The organism is Pectobacterium sp. CFBP8739 (genome assembly GCF_013449375.1).
Taxonomy (GTDB): domain Bacteria; phylum Pseudomonadota; class Gammaproteobacteria; order Enterobacterales; family Enterobacteriaceae; genus Pectobacterium.
In genome coordinates this window covers 38,808-58,033 of record NZ_JACDRR010000016.1, presented here as the reverse complement: position 1 = coordinate 58,033, position 19,226 = coordinate 38,808, and the positions used below count along the sequence as shown (strand labels likewise).

Sequence of the window (19,226 nt, the reverse complement as noted above, 5' to 3'; positions counted from 1 at the left end):
CGCCATGTCACACAGACTGCGCTGTCTTATCCCCACACTGCTGTGGCTATGGGCATCCTTGGCCACCGCTGCCGCCTGCGACTGGCCTGCCTGGGAGCAGTACCAGCAGCATTACATCAGCGCGGAAGGACGGGTGATTGATCCCTCAACACCGAATAAAATCACTACGTCGGAAGGGCAAAGCTATGCGCTGTTCTTTGCGCTGGTCGCCAACGATCGCGTGATGTTTGATCGGTTGCTGCAATGGACGGAAAACAACCTCGCCTCAGGCGATTTACGCGCTAATCTCCCTGCTTGGCTGTGGGGAGAAAACACGGATAAACAGTGGACAGTGCTGGATCCGAACTCGGCTTCCGATGCCGACCTGTGGATTGCCTATAACCTGCTTGAAGCCAGTCGACTGTGGAAAGAGCCACGCTATCAGACCGTTGGTACTGCGCTGCTCGCCCGTATCGCCCGAGAAGAGGTCGTAACGATTCCAGAGTTGGGCGTGATGCTGCTGCCTGGCAAAGTGGGCTTCGTCAAGCAAGAATACTGGCGCTTAAACCCCAGCTATCTTCCGCCGCAACTGTTGGCTCGCTTTGCACCGCTGGGTGAGCCATGGCAGTCCATGCAACGTACAGCGCAACGTCTACTGTTAGAAACCGCGCCGAAAGGATTCTCGCCGGATTGGGTCATCTGGCAAAAAGGCAAAGGCTGGCAGCCCGATACCACTAAACCCAACCTCGGCAGCTATGACGCCATTCGCGTCTATTTGTGGGCAGGAATGATGGCCGACAGCAGTAGAGGGAAAACCGATTTGCTCAAACAGTTTGAGCCGATGATTCAACAGACGATTCAGCAAGGTCTGCCACCCGAAAAAGCGGATACTGCGACAGGCGCCGTCACCGGACAGGGATCGGTAGGCTTTTCCGCCTCGCTGCTGCCGATGCTCTCTCGTCAACCGGACGCGCTAGCTGCCCAGCGACAGCGGCTCGCCGACCATCCACCGGGGGACGATGCGTATTTCTCCGCCTCTCTGACATTGTTTGGTCAGGGATGGGATCAGAAGCGCTATCGCTTCACGTCACAAGGCCAACTTTTACCGTCTCGGGGCAGCCAATGCACAACCACACCGTAAACTGGCTGCGCCTCCTCCCACTCTTGCTGGTTGCGTCGCCCTTAGTAACCCACGCAGAAACCAGATCGCCAGAGCAATTTCTGATGGAACAGGTGCGTCTGGGGGAAGCCAGCAACAAAGATGATCTCGTGCGTCAGTCACTTTACCGGCTGGAGCTGATCAACCCAGAAAGTCCCGACGTTATCGCCGCCAAACTGCGGCTGGTGCTGCGCCAAGGCAATCAGGCACAGGCACGCCAGCAGTTGGAAAAGCTAAAAACCATCGCACCCGATTCTGCGATTTACCGACAAGCAGAAATGATGTTGGCGCTGACGCAAGAAAATGCACGTCAGCAACTACAGCAGGCCCGAGTGCTATCAGCAGGCGGGCGTTATGCGCAAGCCAAAGCGCAATACGACGCGCTCTTTCACGGTGAGCCGCCCACACTCGATCTTGCCGCGGAGTATTGGCGGCTGGTTTCTCGTTTACCGAATCAGGAACCGTTCGCGATTAAGCAGTTGGAAGCGCTGGATCAGCTTTACCCCGACAACGTTCCGTTGCGTATGGTGTTGTCACGCCTGCTTTTCAGTCAGGATCGCAACGAGCAGGCCTATCCCTTGCTGGAGCAGCTTTCTCACGACCCCATCGGGCGCAGTCAGGCCGCCTCGCTCTGGCTGGAGATCATTGGCCGGATGCCGGTCACGCCACAGAGCGTGGCGGAGTTAACCCATTTCCTGACGATATTTAATGGCGGTGAACAAGCAGACACCGCGCGCAAAGAACTCGACCGCCAGCAGAGCATGCTGGCCGCCCCCACGTATCAGGCTCGTCTCCATGCTTTGGCGCAGATTGAAAACGGCGGCGGTAACCGCGCCACGCTTGAAGAGCTCAATCAAGCGTTGGCCGCCACACCAAACGATCCTGAGTTAATCGGCGCAGTGGGTTTGGTTTACCTACGCATGGGCGATCGGGCAAAAGCGCTGGCACAATTTCAGAAGGCATTACAAGCGGATGTTAAACGTCTGAACAGCAGAAAATGGGAAGGACTGATTCAAAGCACCCAATATTGGGCTACCATTGCGGAAGGTGATAATGCGCTAAAAGCCAATAACTTACCGCTGGCGCGCCAAAAATATCAGCAGGCACGCCAGATGGATAACACCAACCCTTATGCGCTGATCGGTCTGGGTGACGTCGCCATTGCCAGCCAGAACGAGGCCGCCGCCCTGCCGCTCTATCAGCAGGCGTTACGCCTTGAACCCAGCAACAACAGCGCCTTGCGCGGTTTGGTCGGTATTTATCAACGCCAGTCACCGGAGAAAGCACTCACTTACCTCAGCGGCCTGTCGCGCAGCCAGCAAAACACGATGCGGGAAACGCTTGCCGCACTGCAACTCGCTATCCTGAAACAGCAAGCGGACAAACTGGCCGAACAGCAGTTGTGGACGCAGGCAGAGGAGAAATATCGTCAGGCAAACCAGCAGGATCCGAACGATGTGTGGCTGGCTTATCGCTACAGTCAGGTGCTGCGCCAGCTAGGGAAAACGCAACAGGCGGACAGCGTGGTACAGCGTGCAACCGTCATTCCCCCCACGAGTGCGGAGAAGCACTACGTTTATTCACTCTATTTGTCGTCTACCAACCGCGATGAGCAAGCACTCGCTCACCTAAACACGCTTCCTGCAGCGCAGTGGAGCGACGATATGCGCGACTTATATCAGCGTCTGACGATGCAGACTCGGCTTGCAAAAGCGGAAGCGATACGCGACGCGGGTGACGAATCCGCCGCTATCGCTTTCCTCCGCCAGCAACCGGCTGACACCCGCATCGATCTGTTGCTGGCAGACTGGGCGCTGGCTCGGGGTGAATATGCGACGGCGCTGGCCGATTATCAGCGCATCCGCACGCGAGAGCCGCAGAACCCCGATGCGCAACTGGGTGAAATCGATGCGTTTATCGCGCAAGGCCAGCAAGATGACGCACGCCAGCGCCTGAATCAGCTTCCAACGCAGGTGGCTGATACCCTCAACGCGCAGCGGCGCGTCGCCAACGCCTGGCAAGCGGTAGGAAATCCGCAAAAATCGATGTCGCTTTTCCGTCAGCTAAAAATCGACGCGCAGAAAGAACCCATCGGTCAGGGCAAAGCGTTGGTCTATCGCGATGCGGCACGCGTTGAACAACAGCAGTCTCAACCAGAGCAGGCACAGCAGGACTATAAACAGGCGATGGTCGCCAGCGGCATCACACCCGCTCTGCCGCAAAGCGACGATGACTATACCCGGCTGACGCGCAATCAGGCAGGGGACGACTGGCTGAAACGCAGCATCCGCGCCGATGCCGCAGACTTGTATCGCAAACAGGATGTGACCGTCACGCTTGACCACGATTACGGGAGTTCGAGCGGTACAGGCGGAATTTCCGACCTGAGCATTCACAACACCATGCTGCAAGTGGATATGCCGCTGTACGATGGCCGCGCCTTCTTCCGCACCGATACCGTACAGATGAACGCCGGCTCTTTCTCAGCGGACAGCAACGGTGCCTACCGGGAAACCTTCGGCACCTGCGCCACACTGGACTGCTTCGACGGTAAATCGCAGAAAGCCACCGGCACCAGCGTCGCCGCAGGCTGGAAGAACGATCGCTGGTCAGCGGATATCGGCACCACGCCGCTCGGCTTCGACGTGGTCGATATCGTCGGGGGCGCAAGCTACAGCGGTGACTGGCGGCAAATCGGCTGGACTGCGACGGCCTCGCGCCGCCCCATCTCCAGCTCGTTGCTGGCGTTCGGCGGCACCAAAGACCCTAGCACTGGCGTTACCTGGGGTGGCGTGCGCGCCACGGGCGTCAGCCTCGGTCTGAGCTACGATCGGGGCGACGCGCATGGCGTCTGGAGTGATTTCAGCGTCCACCAGATCACGGGGAAAAACGTGGCCGATAATGACCGCGCCCGCGCCATGGTAGGTTATTACTACAAGCTGATTAACGAAGATAATCGACGCGTCACGGTCGGCCTGAACAGCATGTGGTGGCGCTATCAGAAGGATTTAAGCGGTTACTCGCTCGGTCAGGGCGGCTACTACAGCCCGCAGCAATACGCCTCCCTAGGCGTGCCGATGAACTACCGGCAGCGGACGGAAAATTGGTCGTGGGAACTCGGTGGATCGCTGTCGTGGTCACGTTCTTCTACCAAAGATCAGCGTCGCTACCCGTTAACCGGCCTGCTGGGCAACGCTGCGATCACCGACCGAGACGCCATCGAACAGGGCAGTAGCAGTTCCGGCTTCGGCTATACGGCGCGCGCCATCGTCGAACGCCGCCTGAGCTCACACTGGACGCTGGGTGTCGGTATCGACATTCAGCAGGCGAAGGACTACACCCCAAGCCACGGCCTCCTCTACCTACGCTACTCCGCCTCCGGCTGGCAAGGCGATCTCGACAGCCCGTCACAGCCGCTCACGCCCTACGCGGATTTTAAGTAATCGCGTGTTACTTCGTTCCCTCGCCATGGAGGGAACGGGAGAAATCTATTTCTTCTTTCCAGAACAGCACATGATCCCCACCACAATCAACAAGAGAGAAATGATGTGGTAGGTATGTAGCTTTTCTCCTAGCAGTACGATGCTCAGCAAACCGCCGGAAAGCGGAATGATGTGGGTATAAATTTCACTGCGCGTCGTACCAATAAGTGACACACCTTTATTCCAAAAAACATAAGCCAGCCAGGATGGGAACACCACAAGATAGGCGACACCGAGCAACGGATAGAATGAGGGTGTGGTAATAAAGAAAGAATCCTCCGCGAATTCAGATAATAAGTGCAACACTCGGTTTTGATGGGCTGGGAGTGATAAATGGAGATTAACTGCCGATAAGTTATCCCGTTCTTCCAACCAAAGACGAGCGGGTAACCATGAAATATCGGCAGTTAACCGAGGGCATACGATACCAGATTGCCCTGCTTTATACTGATAATTATAGCCTCACAGAGATAGGCAGACGTATTGGCGTCAGCAAATCCACCGTATCCCGTGAGGTCAGGCGGAACGGGACAGCAGAGGGGTATTCAGCAGCAGAAGCCCAGCGGTTGAGTGAGCAGCGGCGGCAGGGGGCGACAAAGCGGTTTATCTGTCCGGATACCGTGTTTTATGTGGAAACGGGGCTGGGCTGGAAGTGGAGTCCCGAGCAGATAAGTGCCGTCTGTAAGCGTATTGGCCACCCCGTCAGCCACGAGTGGATTTACCAGCATGTTCAGGCGGATAAAGCCCGTGGCGGCTAGCTGTACACGCATCTGAGGCAGGGTAAACGGCGTTACCGTAAGGGCTACGGGACGAAACGCAGCGCGATACCGGATGCGGTCTCCATCGAGCAGAGACCTGCCATAGTGGATGAGCGTAGTCGTCTGGGAGACTGGGAAGCGGATTTGGTGCTGGGTGCTCAGGGAACGGGAGCTATCGTAACGCTGGCCGAACGCAAGAGCCGAATTTATCTGACGAAGAAGGCATTTTCGAAAGATGCAGGCGAAGTCAGGGAAGCGATAATCTCGATGCTGAGCGGCTATAAGGACGTGTGCCACACCATCACGTTCGACAACGGCAGGGAGTTCAGTGAACACAAGGCCATCGCAGAGGCGTTGGGAGCGGAAACCTACTTTGCTCACCCGTATGCCCCGTATGAACGTGGCTTGAACGAGAATACGAATGGTCTTTTAAGGCAGTTTATCCCGAAAGGAACAGACTTGAGGACGGTGTCAGAAGAGGCGTTACTGGGGTATCAAAATGCCCTAAATAGCAGGCCGAGAAAATGTCTGGGGTTCAGACAACCGTCAGTGGTGTTTGCAGAACTAAGAAAGGCGGCTTAGCGTTGCACTTCGGAGTTGAATTCGCCGGTTATAAAACAGAAGTTTTTGAAAAAACAGTTTATGACCCCCAAATATTTAGTGATAAAAGAATATTAAAACTAGGACAACAAGCAGCAGCTTTAGGCTATAAAAACGCTATTGCCTTAGGAAGAAGAGAGTATACGGAGAATGCTGGCGGTGTAAAACTTCAGGTTTATCTGGATCAACAAACTGGGTCTGTAACTAATTTCTTTCCGGTGACAAAATGACTAACGAATATATTTTTGAAAAAACAAATTATAACAATGACAACGAGTTGATTATAATGGATTTTTTAATTCATTAAACCTTCAGAATAAATTCATCTATGGCATAGATAGTATTATAAAAAAACATGGTTTTGTAATCAACGAAACATATTGCCACTTTCCAGACTTACAGGAATTAGATACTGATTTCCATTTTGAAGGAATAATATTTGGCGTATGGGAAGGTGAAGTCATTGTTCCAGAGAAGACTGCTTTAAAATACATTCGATTAGCTTGTGAGAGATATGTAAAAATTCATCCAGAAGATGCTGATAAGGTTAAATTTTTGCTGGATAAAATATCCAACTAACAGAATTCCGCCTTCATAGAAGGCGGCTCAGACTGCTGGGCCGCTAACTTATAGGAAAGTAAAATCAATACCCTATCGCTGCCCCAGCCGGGCGGCGGATGTCGTTTGCGCCGTACAGGTAGCCTTCCCGTACTTTGCCGGAGACTGCCGAGTCGTTGCCCGAATCCGCAGGCGTCACACCCGCCGCACCCGGTAAGCCGACCAAAATCAGCTCCGCTGCGCCCCAAGGCGTTTGTTCCACCATCTTGTAGCCGCGCTGCTTCAGCAGGTTCAGCGTATCGGCAGACAGCCCGCGCTGTTCGTAATACACCTCGTCCGGCAGCCACTGATGGTGGATGCGCGGCGCGTCTACCGCTTCCTGCGGTGCCATGCCGTGGTCGATGATATTCAGCGCCGTTTGCAGCGTGATGGTGATAATGCGCGAACCGCCGGGTGAACCGAGCACCATGAAGACCTTGCCGTCTTTCGTCACCAATGACGGGCTCATGGACGAAAGTGGGCGCTTACCGGGGGCGATCGAATTACGCTCCCCTTGCACCAAACCATACAGGTTTTTCTCGCCCACTTTCACCGTGAAGTCATCCATTTCGTTATTGAGGAAGAAGCCCGTACCCGGCGCAATCACCACCGAACCAAAACGTCCGTTGACGGTATACGTGGTGGACACCGCATTGCCCTGATTATCCACGATGGAGTAGTGCGTGGTTTCCGGTCGCTCGTGCGGACCAACCCCCGGCTGCACGTTTTTGGACGGCGTCGCGTTCTCCGGTTCGATTTGTTTGCGAATTTCAGCGGCATAATCCTTACTCAACAACCGCTCAACGGGGTTACTAACAAATGCTGGGTCGCCGAGATAGGTGTTGCGGTCCATGTAAGCATGACGCATCGCTTCCGTCAGCACATGCACGGTGGCCGCCGAGTTAAAGCCTGTCGATTTAATGTCATAACCTTCGACAATATTGAGGATTTCACACATGGTGACGCCACCGGAACTGGGCGGCGGCGAAGAGACAAATTGATAACCGCGATAATTACAGGTTACCGGCGCCGTTTCGGTAATGCGATAATCGGCAAAATCAGCCGCCGTCAGAATGCCTCCGCCCTGCTTTGCCGCTTTCTCCACCGCCTGCGGAATCTCCCCTTTATAGAAGGCATCCGGCCCTTTCGCGGCAATCGCCGCCAGCGTATTCGCCAGATCGGTTTGTACCAGCTTATCACCGGGCTGCAACGGGCTGCCGTCAGGACGCAGGAAAATGCGCGCCGCTTCAGGATCGGCTTTGAAGCGTTTTACGGTCGTGTCCAGAATATCGGTGTCTGCCCGCGTCAGCTCAAAGCCTTCACGCGCCAGCTTAATCGCCGGTGCCATTACCTGTTCACGCGTCAATTTGCCGTATTTTTGTAGCGCGGTATCCAGCCCCAGCACCGTTCCCGGTACGCCAGCGGCCAGATAGCCGTACAGGCTCGCATCTTTTTTCACGCTCCCATCCGCGTTCAAATACATGTTGGCGCTGGCCGCCGCCGGTGCCGTTTCACGGAAGTTGATAAAGGTGTCTTTCCCATCGGCCAGATGCAGCGTCATAAACCCGCCGCCGCCAATATTGCCACAGCAGGGGTTCACCACCGCCTGCGCGTAGCCCACGGCCACGGCGGCATCAATCGCATTGCCGCCCATCTTCATGATATCGACACCAATCTGCGAAGCCAGATACTGCGAGCTGACCACCATACCGTTTTTCGCTTCCACTGCGGGGGCCGACGCCGCCTGCACAGCCCCACTCACCAGCAGCGCCGTCACACTCAGTGACAGCAGCCATTTTCCCGATGTTGTGTTTTTTGTTTTCATGAAGACCCCTTTATCCCGTTGATTTCACTCACTGCTTTTATGTCTACCATCGTGCAAAGCCAACTTGCAAAGTCCGCGCCAGAAAATGACCACGGCTTAACGCATCCGTCAGCCCCCGTAAAAAGCGTAGGAAAGGCATGAGAAATTGCGAAAATAGCCGCGTCGCTTTGCGACATTGCAAGATAAATACGCACCATTACGGGACACGCAGCTCACGGCTGTTGCACAGGTCGCCATAAACGCAACCGCGCACCAAACACATTCACTAACAAGCCGAGCATGATCAGCACCGCGCCCACAATCTGTAATAGCGAGAGCGATTCGCCAAGAAAAACGGCGGCGCTCACCAACCCAACGACGGGAACCAGCAGCGACAACGGTGCCACACGCCAGGTCTCATAGCGTGCCAGCAGGCTGCCCCAAATCCCGTAGCCGATGATGGTTGCCGCAAATGCCAGATAAACCAGAGATAAAATCGTCGGCAGTTGGATCGTCGTTAAACTGTGGACAATCGCGTCTCCGCCTTCGAACAACCAGGAACTGATGAAAAACGGCACGACAGGCACCAGCGCGCCCCACACCACCAACGACATGATGCGTACATCGCTGTTTTTGCTCATGATAATTTTATTGATGATGTTACCTACCGCCCATGACAGCGCCGCCGCCAGCGTCAGCAGCAGCGTGGTAGTGGTCATACCGGAAGACATTTGCAACGCCGTGCGTCCTTCAGCCAGCACCACCATTCCCATCGCGGCTATCAGAATCCCCACCACGTGATTCCAGCGCAGCTTTTCGGAGAGCAAGACCGCGCCAACCAGCAGCGTAAAAAAAGCCTGAGCCTGTAGTACCAGCGAGGCAATCCCGGCAGGCATGCCCAGCTTGATGGCGAGGAACAAAAAGCCAAACTGACCAAAGCTGATCGTCATGCCATAGGCGAGCAGCCATTTCAGAGGAATACGTGGGAAAGGAACAAAGAAAATAGCCGGGAGCGCCACCAGCGAAAAACGTAGCCCTGCCAGCAAAAAGGGCGGCATGTCGTTCAGGCCAACCTTGATCACCACAAAATTTACACCCCATAACACCACGACACAAAGCGCAAGCAGCGCATCTCTCACCGACATTCTCATCCCCTGATCAAATACGTAACAAATACCTTCCTCAAGGTACGCGTAAAATGAAAAAACGGATAAGAAAAGATCATTATGGCGTTACGTGACAATGACTACGCGTAACCATGATGTGGAATAGCCGACCACCTGAGTCGATGGCCGGCACAGAGAAGGTTTACTCGATGGCGATCGGTTTTTCTGTCAGCATGGTTTTGTTATTACCCTGAATGGCTTTTACTTTCTGCTCCGTTTTCTGTACCGCCTCTGCGCTACTCAGCAGGCTGTATGTCAGTTCAAACGTCGTGCTCTGACCAGGCTGAAGCTTCTTGACCCGCCCTTGCTCACGTTCAATCGTCACTGGATAGGCGTAGTTAGTGCCGGGTTCGATCCCCGTGACGTAGCCCTGTTTTTCCGTGTCCGTGTTTTTCCACAGCGTCAGCAGCGGCAGTTGATGAGTATCAAAGGCAATCGACACGCCCTTATCTCCCACCTTGTTCACCAGCGCCGCCAGCGTTTTGCCCTGTGCATCCGTGTACGGCGTAATGTTGAACACCATTTCATCAAAGTCTTTCGTCGGCCCTTTATAGGTTTGCCAGGTGGCCAGACCCGCTTTAGCGTGGTCATTAAATGGAGAAATCTCTTTCACTGGCGCGATGAAACGTGCGCCTTCTTCCAGAATCGGCGTGCCAAAATTGCTGTGGTAGATAATCTGATAGTCGCGCGGGTAGTCGGCTTTGTTGGTCAGCACATCATGCACGGTAAACGACTCGCTGCCGGGGACGTAGCGCAGCTCGGTCCAGGTTTCCAGATTCGACTTCTTGAAGCTGTTTTCTTTCAGCAAACCGCGTACCGTAATGGTATGCGGGGCTTTATCGCTGACTTCCACGACCACTTTTGAAGCCGGTGTGTTACCCGCGCGGCCATGCAGGGTGTAGATCATGCCCTCGCTGACAACTGGGTGCCCCGTCCATTCGAAGCCGCAGCGCACCATCATCTCATTGAAACCTTCCAGCCAGCCCAGTCCGTTACGGCTTTCCAGATTGATGGTGTTCGGGTTTACGACCTCATCAACCGGCGAATCCCACCCCAAACGGATGTTTTTACCCGTCACATGCAGTAAGTTCATCCCTCGCGTCGGACTGAGGGCAATTTTCAGCCCGTCCTGACTGGTAATCGTAATCACTTTACTGCCTTCCTGACGTCCGCCGTGCAGGACTTTTTGCTCAATGCTGAAATGCTGATTTTTGATCTTCAGGGCATCACTGCCAATTTGCCAGTTTCCCTTTTCTACACTGCCTTCAGCATCTGTCAGCACAAACGTCTGCGCCGATAGTTGCCATGATGTCAGCGCCAGTGTAATGCCTATAGCCAGTAATTTTTTCATGTTAACCATCCCTCTTTGCTGAATTGTTTTAGCTAATGCGAGCTAAAGACTACAAATCAGCTGATGGTCAGAATGTGATAACTATCACCAGATGGAAAAATTCAGCATTGTCGCGTTATTTATCCGATTAGCATCACTAATTCACTATAAATGGCATCTATATTTGCAGAATTATTGAGATATCGATCGGTAAAAGCTGACATCGTTTCAGCAACATAAAGCACGCTGTCTAACATCCTTTTCTCGTCGGCAACGATTTCAGACATTCATGCTGAGTTTTAAACATTTGGCGAGATAAAAAATTATCAGATTGTTTTTTAACCACATTGCACCCTATTGGCGCAAGCGCTATGGTTGCCGCTAACCTGTGTACGATCACTGATAGATAGACTATGAACTTTTCTCTTTTCGGCAAGAAATTCACGCGCCACGCTGGCATCACCCAATTAATGGACGATCTGAACGAAGGGCTACGTACGCCAGGCGCCATCATGCTGGGGGGCGGCAATCCGGCACACATTCCGGAGATGGATCGCTACTTCCAGCAACTGTGTCAGGAGATGCTGGAGCAAGGGAAATTAACGGAAGCGCTATGCAACTACGACGGTCCGCAAGGTAAGGATACGCTGCTTAAAGCGTTGGCCGAACTCCTGAGTAATGAATTAGGCTGGCAGATTGGACCACAGAACATTGCGCTGACAAATGGCAGCCAGAGTGCGTTTTTCTACTTATTTAACCTGTTTGCAGGTCGCCACAGCGATGGCAGCCTGAAAAAGGTGCTGTTCCCACTGGCGCCAGAATATATCGGCTATTCGGATTCCGGGCTGGACGAGAACATGTTCGTCTCCGTTCGTCCACAGATCGAGCTGTTGCCTGAAGGGCAATTCAAATATCACGTTGATTTCGATCACCTATCGATTACCGATGAGATTGGGCTGGTCTGCGTATCTCGCCCAACCAATCCGACCGGTAACGTGCTGACCGACGACGAGCTGATGCGTCTGGATATTCTGGCGCAGCAGCACAAGGTTCCCTTGCTGATTGATAACGCCTATGGCGTGCCTTTCCCCGGCATTATCTTCACCGACGCGACGCCGCTGTGGAACCCGAATATCATCCTGTGCATGAGCCTGTCCAAGCTGGGTCTGCCCGGTTCACGCTGCGGCATTGTGATTGCGGATGAAAAGGTCATTTCCGCGATCGGCAACATGAACGGCATCATTAGCCTGTCTCCAGGTGCGGTCGGGCCGGCACTGGCGCACGAGATGATTCAGCGTGGCGATCTGCTGCGCTTATCTAACGACGTCATACGCCCGTTCTACCAGCAGCGCGTAACAGAAACTATCGCCATTATTCGCCGCTACCTGTCGCCCGAGCAGTGCCTGATTCATAAACCGGAAGGGGCGATCTTCCTCTGGCTGTGGTTTAAGGATCTGCCTATCACGACGGAAATCCTGTACCAGCGCCTGAAAAAACGTGGCGTCCTCATGGTGCCGGGCCACTATTTCTTCCCCGGTCTGGATCAGGACTGGCCGCACGCCAACCAGTGCATGCGCATGAACTATGTGCCGGAGCCGGAGAAAATCGAACAGGGTATTGCGATTCTGGCGGAAGAAGTGGAAAAGGCGATGCAGGAAGGCTGATTCACCACGATTGCCGCAATAGTAGCGGCTAACTCGCGGCGCAGCAGTCACGTATCAACTCACCTACGCCTGCGCAGCGTAGGTGAGTTGAGGCAAACTAGGCGACAGCGGTACCCTGTTCATCCTGATCGACGGCGAAGCAAGCGACCTGTTGTTCACCGTAGGTTTTCAACTGCGGTTGGAACTGGGTACAGGTGCTGAAGCAGCGCTGGCAGCGTGCGTTGAACGCGCAGCCCGGCGGTGGGTTCAGCGGGCTGGGCAACTCGCCCGTCAGCTTGATGCGTTCGCGGCGTAAATCTGGGTTCAGGCGCGGCGTCGCGGAAAGTAACGCCTGCGTATACGGGTGGCGCGGGTTGTTGAAAATGGCATCTTTACTGCCCTTCTCGACACAGCGGCCCAGATACATCACCATCACTTCATCAGCGATATGTTCGACAACCGACAGATCGTGCGAGATGAAGACGTAAGACAGCCCCAGATCCTGCTGTAAATCCATCATCAGGTTCAATACCTGCGCGCGCACCGATACGTCCAGCGCCGACACCGGCTCATCCGCAATCACCACATCTGGATCCAGCATTAGCCCACGGGCGATAGCGATACGCTGACGCTGGCCGCCAGAGAACATATGCGGGTAGCGGTCATAATGTTCCGTTTTCAGCCCAACTTTCGCCATCATCGCCAGCGCTTTTTCACGGCGTTCGGCTTTTGACAGCTCTGTGTTGATCAGCAGCGGTTCTTCGAGGATCTGTCCGACTTTCTTACGTGGGTTCAGCGATCCATAAGGATTCTGGAACACGATCTGGATCTTCTGCCGACGCAGCGCCTGCGCTTGCGGATCGGGCTTGAGCAGATCCTGCCCTTGATAGTACAGCTCGCCGTCAGACGGGGTTTCGATCATCGTCAGCAGACGACCCAACGTGGATTTCCCACAGCCAGACTCCCCCACCACCGCCAGCGTTTTACCGCGCTCCAGTGTGAAAGAAACACCGTCCAGTGCTTTCACCATCTGCTCCGGCGCAAAAAAACCTTTCTTCACCGGATAGTGCTTTTTCAAATCAATCGCATGCAGCAAATACGGCTGCGATGTGGCATTCAGTTCACTCATAGGGTCGGTCTCCCCGCATCATCCAGCGGTGTATGACATTTCACCTGACGACCAGGAATATCGCGCAATTCAGGTTCTTCCTGACGGCAACGTGCCTGCGCATAGGGGCAGCGTGGGTTTAACAGACAGCCGTTCGGGCGATCGTATTTGCCCGGCACCACGCCCGGCAGCGATGCCAGTCGGGACTTGTCCGCCGCGAACTCCGGCAGCGCCCGCAGCAGCGCCTGAGTGTATGGATGACGCGGCGCGCTGAAAATATCCGCCGCTTTGCCTGATTCCACCACCTGACCGGCATACATCACGATGATGTGATGTGCCGCTTCGGCCACCAGCGCCAAATCGTGCGTGATCAGGATCAGCGCCATATTCTCGCGCTGTTGCAGTTCGAGTAGCAGTTCAATGATCTGCGCCTGAATAGTTACGTCCAGTGCCGTGGTCGGCTCATCGGCAATCAGCAGCTTCGGCCGACAGGCAATCGCCATCGCAATCATCACACGCTGGCTCATCCCGCCGGAAAGCTGGTGCGGATACACATCGAGACGCGAAGCCGGATCGGGAATCCCGACCAGCGTCAGCAGGTCAATTGCACGCTGACGACGAGTTTTACGGTTACCACCCTGATGTACCTTGATGGCTTCCATGATCTGGTAGCCCACGGTGTAGCACGGGTTCAGGCTCGTCATCGGGTCCTGAAAGATCATCGCGACTTCAGAACCCACCAGATTACGTCGTTCTTTCTCGGAAATTTGCTTTAAATCACGCTGGTTAAATTCCAGCTTGTCGGCCATCACTTTGCCGGGGTAATCAATCAGCCCCATTATCGCCAGCGAGCTGACGGATTTACCGGAGCCGGATTCCCCGACGATACCGACCACCTGTCCTTCTTCCACCTGATAACTGATGCGATCGACCGCCCGAAACGGCAGATCCTCATCACCAAAGTGAACCGACAGTTTATCTACATTGAGCAACGCCATCTCTCTACCTCTGTTACTGCTTGAGTTTGGGGTCGAGAGCATCACGCAAGCCGTCCCCCATCAGGTTAAACGCCAATACCGTCAGTAAGATTGCTAGACCGGGGAACGTCACCACCCACCAGGCGCTTTGCGCAAACTGCAAAACGTCCGAGAGCATGGTGCCCCACTCTGGCGTTGGCGGCTGTGCGCCCATACCGAGGAAACCCAAAGCAGCCATATCAAGAATGGCGTTAGAAAAACCGAGAGACGCCTGCACAATCAGCGGCGCCAGGCAGTTAGGAAGAATATTGACGAACATCTGGCGCGCCGAACCAGCTCCCGCCACGCGTGAAGCCGTGACGTAATCGCGGTTAACTTCCACCAGCACCGCCGCGCGGGTCAAACGAACGTAGTGCGGCAATGCCACGAAAGTCAGCGCCAACGAGGCGTTCACAATCGACGGCCCAAAAACGGCCACCAGCACCAGCGCCAGCAGCAGGCTTGGCAGCGCCAGCATGATATCAACGATACGCATGATGAGCGCATCAACCACACCGCCGAAATACCCAGCCAGCAGGCCGAAGATCACGCCCAGCACCAGCGACAGCACCACCACCAAGCAGCCGACCAGCAGCGACAGGCGTGCGCCATACATCAGGCGGGACAGGATATCACGCCCAACATCGTCCGTTCCCAGAATAAACTGCCAACTTCCACCCTCTTGCCAGACCGGCGGACGAAGCAACGCGTCGCGGAACTGCTCGGCAGGAGCATGTGGTGCCAACACGTTGGCACCAATGGCGATAATCAGCATCAGCACGACATACACCATGCCAACAACCGCCCCTTTGTTACGTTTAAAATAGTGCCAGAATTCCTGTAGCGGGGTCATCGGCTTCGGTGCGCTATTTACAACAGGTTCAGTGACTTGTGTCATCTCAGCCTCCCCTTATTTCTTGTGACGGATGCGTGGGTTAACCACGCCGTAGAGCACATCCACCAGCAGGTTAACCAGAATGATCATGGTTGCTACCAGCAGCACGCCGCCCTGAACCACCGGATAGTCACGACGCTGCAACGCATCGATCAACCACCGTCCTAGCCCAGGCCAGGAGAAAATGGTTTCCGTCAGGATCGCTCCGGCCAGCATAGTGCCAACCTGCAAGCCAATGACCGTCACCACCGGCAGCATTGCATTACGCAACGCATGCACGACAATGACACGCAGGCGGCTCAGCCCTTTGGCGCGGGCGGTACGAATGTAATCCTCACCCAGCACTTCTAGCATTGCGGAGCGCGTCATACGCACAATCACGGCCAGCGGGATAGTGCCCAACACAATGGCAGGCAGGATCATGTGTTCCACCGCGTCGATAAAATCGCCTTTCTCGCCCCAGAACAGAGTGTCGATCAGCATAAAGCCGGTCAGTGGCATACTGTCATCAAGGAAAATCGTGTCGCTGATGCGCCCCGAAACAGGCGTCAGGTTGAGCTGAACGGAGACCAGCATAATCAGCATCATTCCCCACCAGAAGATAGGCATGGAGTAACCCGTCAGCGCCAGGCCAACAGAGGTATGATCGAAAATGGAACCACGTTTAACCGCAGCCAGCACACCAACTGGGATCCCAACCGCGATAGCAAACAGCATCGCACAGATACCCAGTTCCAGCGTCGCTTTGAAGCGCGGCACAAATTCTTCCCACACGGGGATGCGACTCTTAAGGGATATTCCCAGATCGCCCTGCATCACACCGCCAATATAGTGGAGGTATTGCTGCCACAGCGGCTTGTCCAGCCCCATTTCAGCCAGCAATTGCGCATGGCGCTCGGCGGAAATACCACGTTCCCCCGCCATGATCATGACCGGATCGCCCGGAATCATGTGCACGAATGCGAAGGTCAACAGGGTGATACCAATAAACGTTGGGATAACGAGCCCCAAACGCCGGAGTATGAACTGCAACATATCCCGAACTCTCTATTTATGCCCGCTGGCTCGTTGGCCATCGGGCTTATCATTGCTCACAGCTAAAAAATCGTCAGAAACGATTTTAAACGTCGTGTGCGACGGCCCGCCGGCTGGCGGGCAGGAAGCCTGCCATAAAAATGTAACGGGCAAGAAACCCCGCCTCCACGGCTCCTCTAACGAGAAACCGCAAGGTCGGGGTTTTCCATGTCCGTGAAAAAACGAGTGGCTGACTTAATCCAACGTCACGTTGTTGAAGCTATGCACGCCACGCGGCTGAACCACATAACCTTTCACATTTTTACGTACTGGTTCATACACGGTGGAGTGCGCAACAATCAGTGCCGGAGCTTGATCGTGCATCACCACCTGTGCTTGTTTGTACAGCTCAATACGTTTTTCGTGATCGGAAACGGCGCGCGCGGGTTGGATCAAATCTTCAAACGGCTTGTAGCACCATTTGGAGTAGTTGGAGCCATTTTTAGCCGCGTCGCAGCTGAACAGGGTCGCGAAGAAGTTATCTGGATCCCCATTGTCACCCGTCCAGCCCATCAGTACGGTCTGGTGCTCGCCGTCTTTCGCACGCTTCAGATACTCGCCCCACTCGTAGGTGACGATCTTGGCTTTCACGCCAACTTTCGCCCAGTCGGACTGAATCATTTCCGCCATACGACGTGCGTTCGGGTTGTACGGACGCTGTACTGGCATTGCCCACAGGTCGATTGAGAAACCGTCAGCCATACCTGCTTCTTTCAGCAGGGCTTTCGCTTTTTCAGGATCGTAGCTGTAGTCTTTAACGTCGTTGTTGTAGCCCCACATGGTCGGCGGGATCAGGTTGGTTGCGGCCTGACCGGCACCCTGATAAACCGCTTCGATAATGGCAGACTTGTTAACCGCATAGTTCAGCGCCTGGCGAATCTTGACGTTATCCAGCGGTTTTTTCTCAACGTTGTAAGACAGATAGCCGACGTTCAAGCCAGGCTGCTCCAGCAACGTGATATTTTTATCTTCTTTCATCTTCGCGAGATCGGCCGGGTTAGGATACGGCATGATCTGGCATTCATCTTTTTGCAGCTTGGCGTAACGTACGGAAGCATCTGGCGTAATGGAGAAGACCAGACGGTCAATGCCCGGCTTGGTGCCCCAGAAACCGTCAAAGGCTTTGTACAGAATGCGGGAGTCTTTTTGGTACTGCTGTAGCTGGAACGGGCCTGTACCGATTGGGTTCAGGTCGATTTTCTCCGGCGTACCGGCTTTCAACATATTATCGGCGTATTCCGCTGACAGGATGGAAGCAAAATCCATCGCCAAATCGGCAAGGAACGGCGCTTCAGGGCGAGTCAGCACAAAGCGGACGGTATAGTCGTCAACTTTTTCAATTTTGCTGATCAGCTCTGGCATTCCCATACCCTGATAGTATTCATAGCTGCCGCCAGACACTTTGTGGTACGGATGGTTGGCATCCTGCTGACGCATGAAGGAGAAAATCACGTCATCAGCATTGAAATCGCGGGAAGGTTTGAAATCTTTGCCGTCTTGCCATTTCACGCCTTTGCGCAGATGGAAAGTATAGGTTTTGCCATCTTCGCTAATATCCCATTTTTCAGCCAACCCTGAAGTAATGTCCGTGGTGCCGTCTTTAAATTCCACCAAGCGGTTATAAATAGGAATCGAGCTAGCATCAAATGTCGTACCGGAGGTAAATAGCTGTGGGTTAAAACCTTCCGGGGAGCCTTCTGAGCAGTAAACCAGCGTTTTTGCCTGAACACCTGCGGCGACGGACATGGCGAGCAAGCCAAGGCCGAATTTCAACACCCTTGATTTAACCAGGGATTTTTCCATTACGTGTGCTCCATTGTGGATGATGTTGTGTGCTATACCCGCCCAAATCCAAGCTGCATACGCATTAATACTGTTGTTAAAAACACTATCGTTAAAAGCGTGATTGCTAAAAACACAGTGGTTAACAGCGCTATATTCCGTTCTGCATCTCGAAATCAATTAGGTATGGTTGGCCAGACCTGTATTTTTTACGAGCTATGGTCTGTACCCTGTCGCCCGAAGGCAAAATCAAAATAATGGGGGGAGGAAAAGGGGGTTACCAAAAACCGATGGCCGCCACGCTGTTGAATATAGTCATAATAACTACAACCTATACCTCGACGCGCAACAACCCGCTCACGGATGCTGGATGAAGACGTAGAATCATTCAGACAAGCCGTTGCTTTCCTCCTTATATCCCTATGACGCCCTCAATTTCTCAGCAGATGGCGGTGACGTCAATATGAGCAGTAGGGATTTACAAAATTCCCTTACATTTTCTTAAAAGATAAAATACAAACCCACCACCTTACAGAAGGTGTATATTTTGTGTTTTTATTAAAAAACAGCAATAAAACCCGATACATTGCCAACATAAAGAAATTATCACCATTAAAAAAACTATAGTCATCTGGTCTTACATGTCCAAGATTTGAGCACTATTTTTTGTTAAAAACGTTAACAACAGGTGAAAATTCTGACAGATAATAAGAAATTCTGATATCTTCAACGGCACCATAAGCAAAAACTGGACTATCTACGCTACAGAAAAAAACTTTGTGCGACGGAAGAAACGCCTTTTCCCCCTCCTCCAACTGGGCTTCTCCTGCATT

The 19,226-nt window shown here is 53.8% G+C and carries 13 protein-coding genes and 2 pseudogenes; 6 read left to right on the top strand and 9 right to left on the bottom strand.

Annotated features, from left to right (window positions below; genetic code table 11):
• Positions 1 to 4: 4 nt before the first annotated feature.
• Both bcsZ and bcsC read left to right on the top strand, forming a co-directional pair.
• Positions 5 to 1,120, top strand: a complete 1,116-nt coding sequence (gene bcsZ, locus H0247_RS13625) for a cellulose synthase complex periplasmic endoglucanase BcsZ (RefSeq protein ID WP_180743019.1) — start codon at positions 5 to 7, stop codon at positions 1,118 to 1,120.
• The gene (gene bcsC, locus H0247_RS13620; RefSeq protein ID WP_180743018.1) at positions 1,102 to 4,581 is read left to right on the top strand and encodes a cellulose synthase complex outer membrane protein BcsC; all 3,480 of its coding nucleotides are present in this window, start codon (positions 1,102 to 1,104) and stop codon (positions 4,579 to 4,581) included. The genes bcsZ and bcsC overlap by 19 nt, the downstream gene beginning before the upstream one ends.
• Before the next feature lie 45 nt (positions 4,582 to 4,626).
• On the opposite strand, the pseudogene H0247_RS13615 reads toward bcsC, so the two are convergent.
• Positions 4,627 to 4,884: pseudogene (locus H0247_RS13615) on the bottom strand (EamA family transporter); the annotation flags it as partial.
• 128 nt (positions 4,885 to 5,012) lie between these two features.
• Between H0247_RS13615 and H0247_RS13610 the strand changes: the two are divergent.
• The 3 genes and pseudogenes from H0247_RS13610 to cdiI all read left to right on the top strand — a co-directional run bounded on the left by H0247_RS13610 (position 5,013) and on the right by cdiI (position 6,557).
• Positions 5,013 to 5,960: pseudogene (locus H0247_RS13610) on the top strand (IS30 family transposase).
• A 2-nt stretch (positions 5,961 to 5,962) separates the two neighbouring features.
• Positions 5,963 to 6,208, top strand: coding sequence for a CdiA family toxin C-terminal domain-containing protein (locus H0247_RS13605; RefSeq protein WP_180743017.1), 246 nt, complete (start codon positions 5,963 to 5,965; stop codon positions 6,206 to 6,208).
• Positions 6,209 to 6,302: 94 nt separating this feature from the next.
• Positions 6,303 to 6,557 carry a ribonuclease toxin immunity protein CdiI gene (gene cdiI / locus H0247_RS13600; protein WP_370463338.1) on the top strand — a complete coding sequence of 85 codons (255 nt, stop codon included), beginning with the start codon at positions 6,303 to 6,305 and terminating at the stop codon, positions 6,555 to 6,557.
• Between the two features lie 64 nt (positions 6,558 to 6,621).
• On the opposite strand, the gene ggt is transcribed toward cdiI, so the two are convergent.
• From ggt to H0247_RS13585, 3 genes are all read right to left on the bottom strand, one after another.
• Positions 6,622 to 8,400: a gamma-glutamyltransferase gene (ggt, locus tag H0247_RS13595; RefSeq protein WP_180743016.1), complete on the bottom strand. Its 1,779-nt coding sequence runs from the start codon at positions 8,398 to 8,400 to the stop codon at positions 6,622 to 6,624.
• A gap of 212 nt (positions 8,401 to 8,612) precedes the next feature.
• The gene (locus H0247_RS13590; protein ID WP_180743015.1) at positions 8,613 to 9,524 is read right to left on the bottom strand and encodes an EamA family transporter; all 912 of its coding nucleotides are present in this window, start codon (positions 9,522 to 9,524) and stop codon (positions 8,613 to 8,615) included.
• Positions 9,525 to 9,687: 163 nt separating this feature from the next.
• Positions 9,688 to 10,896: an aldose 1-epimerase family protein gene (locus H0247_RS13585; protein ID WP_180743014.1), complete on the bottom strand. Its 1,209-nt coding sequence runs from the start codon at positions 10,894 to 10,896 to the stop codon at positions 9,688 to 9,690.
• 392 nt (positions 10,897 to 11,288) lie between these two features.
• On the opposite strand from H0247_RS13585, the gene H0247_RS13580 reads away from it, so the two are divergent.
• Positions 11,289 to 12,539, top strand: coding sequence for a valine--pyruvate transaminase (locus H0247_RS13580; protein WP_180743013.1), 1,251 nt, complete (start codon positions 11,289 to 11,291; stop codon positions 12,537 to 12,539).
• 97 nt (positions 12,540 to 12,636) lie between these two features.
• Here H0247_RS13580 and dppF read toward each other — a convergent pair whose 3' ends face one another.
• The 5 genes from dppF to dppA form a co-directional block, all read right to left on the bottom strand.
• Positions 12,637 to 13,647 carry a dipeptide ABC transporter ATP-binding subunit DppF gene (dppF, locus tag H0247_RS13575; protein ID WP_180743012.1) on the bottom strand — a complete coding sequence of 337 codons (1,011 nt, stop codon included), beginning with the start codon at positions 13,645 to 13,647 and terminating at the stop codon, positions 12,637 to 12,639.
• The gene (dppD, locus tag H0247_RS13570; RefSeq protein WP_180743011.1) at positions 13,644 to 14,624 is read right to left on the bottom strand and encodes a dipeptide ABC transporter ATP-binding protein; all 981 of its coding nucleotides are present in this window, start codon (positions 14,622 to 14,624) and stop codon (positions 13,644 to 13,646) included. The genes dppF and dppD overlap by 4 nt, the downstream gene beginning before the upstream one ends.
• Before the next feature lie 13 nt (positions 14,625 to 14,637).
• A complete protein-coding gene (gene dppC, locus H0247_RS13565) occupies positions 14,638 to 15,540 on the bottom strand; it encodes a dipeptide ABC transporter permease DppC (protein ID WP_180743010.1) in 903 nt (300 codons plus the stop codon).
• A gap of 12 nt (positions 15,541 to 15,552) precedes the next feature.
• Positions 15,553 to 16,572 carry a dipeptide ABC transporter permease DppB gene (dppB, locus tag H0247_RS13560; protein WP_180743009.1) on the bottom strand — a complete coding sequence of 340 codons (1,020 nt, stop codon included), beginning with the start codon at positions 16,570 to 16,572 and terminating at the stop codon, positions 15,553 to 15,555.
• Positions 16,573 to 16,806: 234 nt separating this feature from the next.
• Entirely contained in the window at positions 16,807 to 18,414 is a 1,608-nt protein-coding gene (gene dppA, locus H0247_RS13555; protein WP_180743008.1) for a dipeptide ABC transporter periplasmic-binding protein DppA, read from the bottom strand.
• Positions 18,415 to 19,226: the final 812 nt, after the last annotated feature.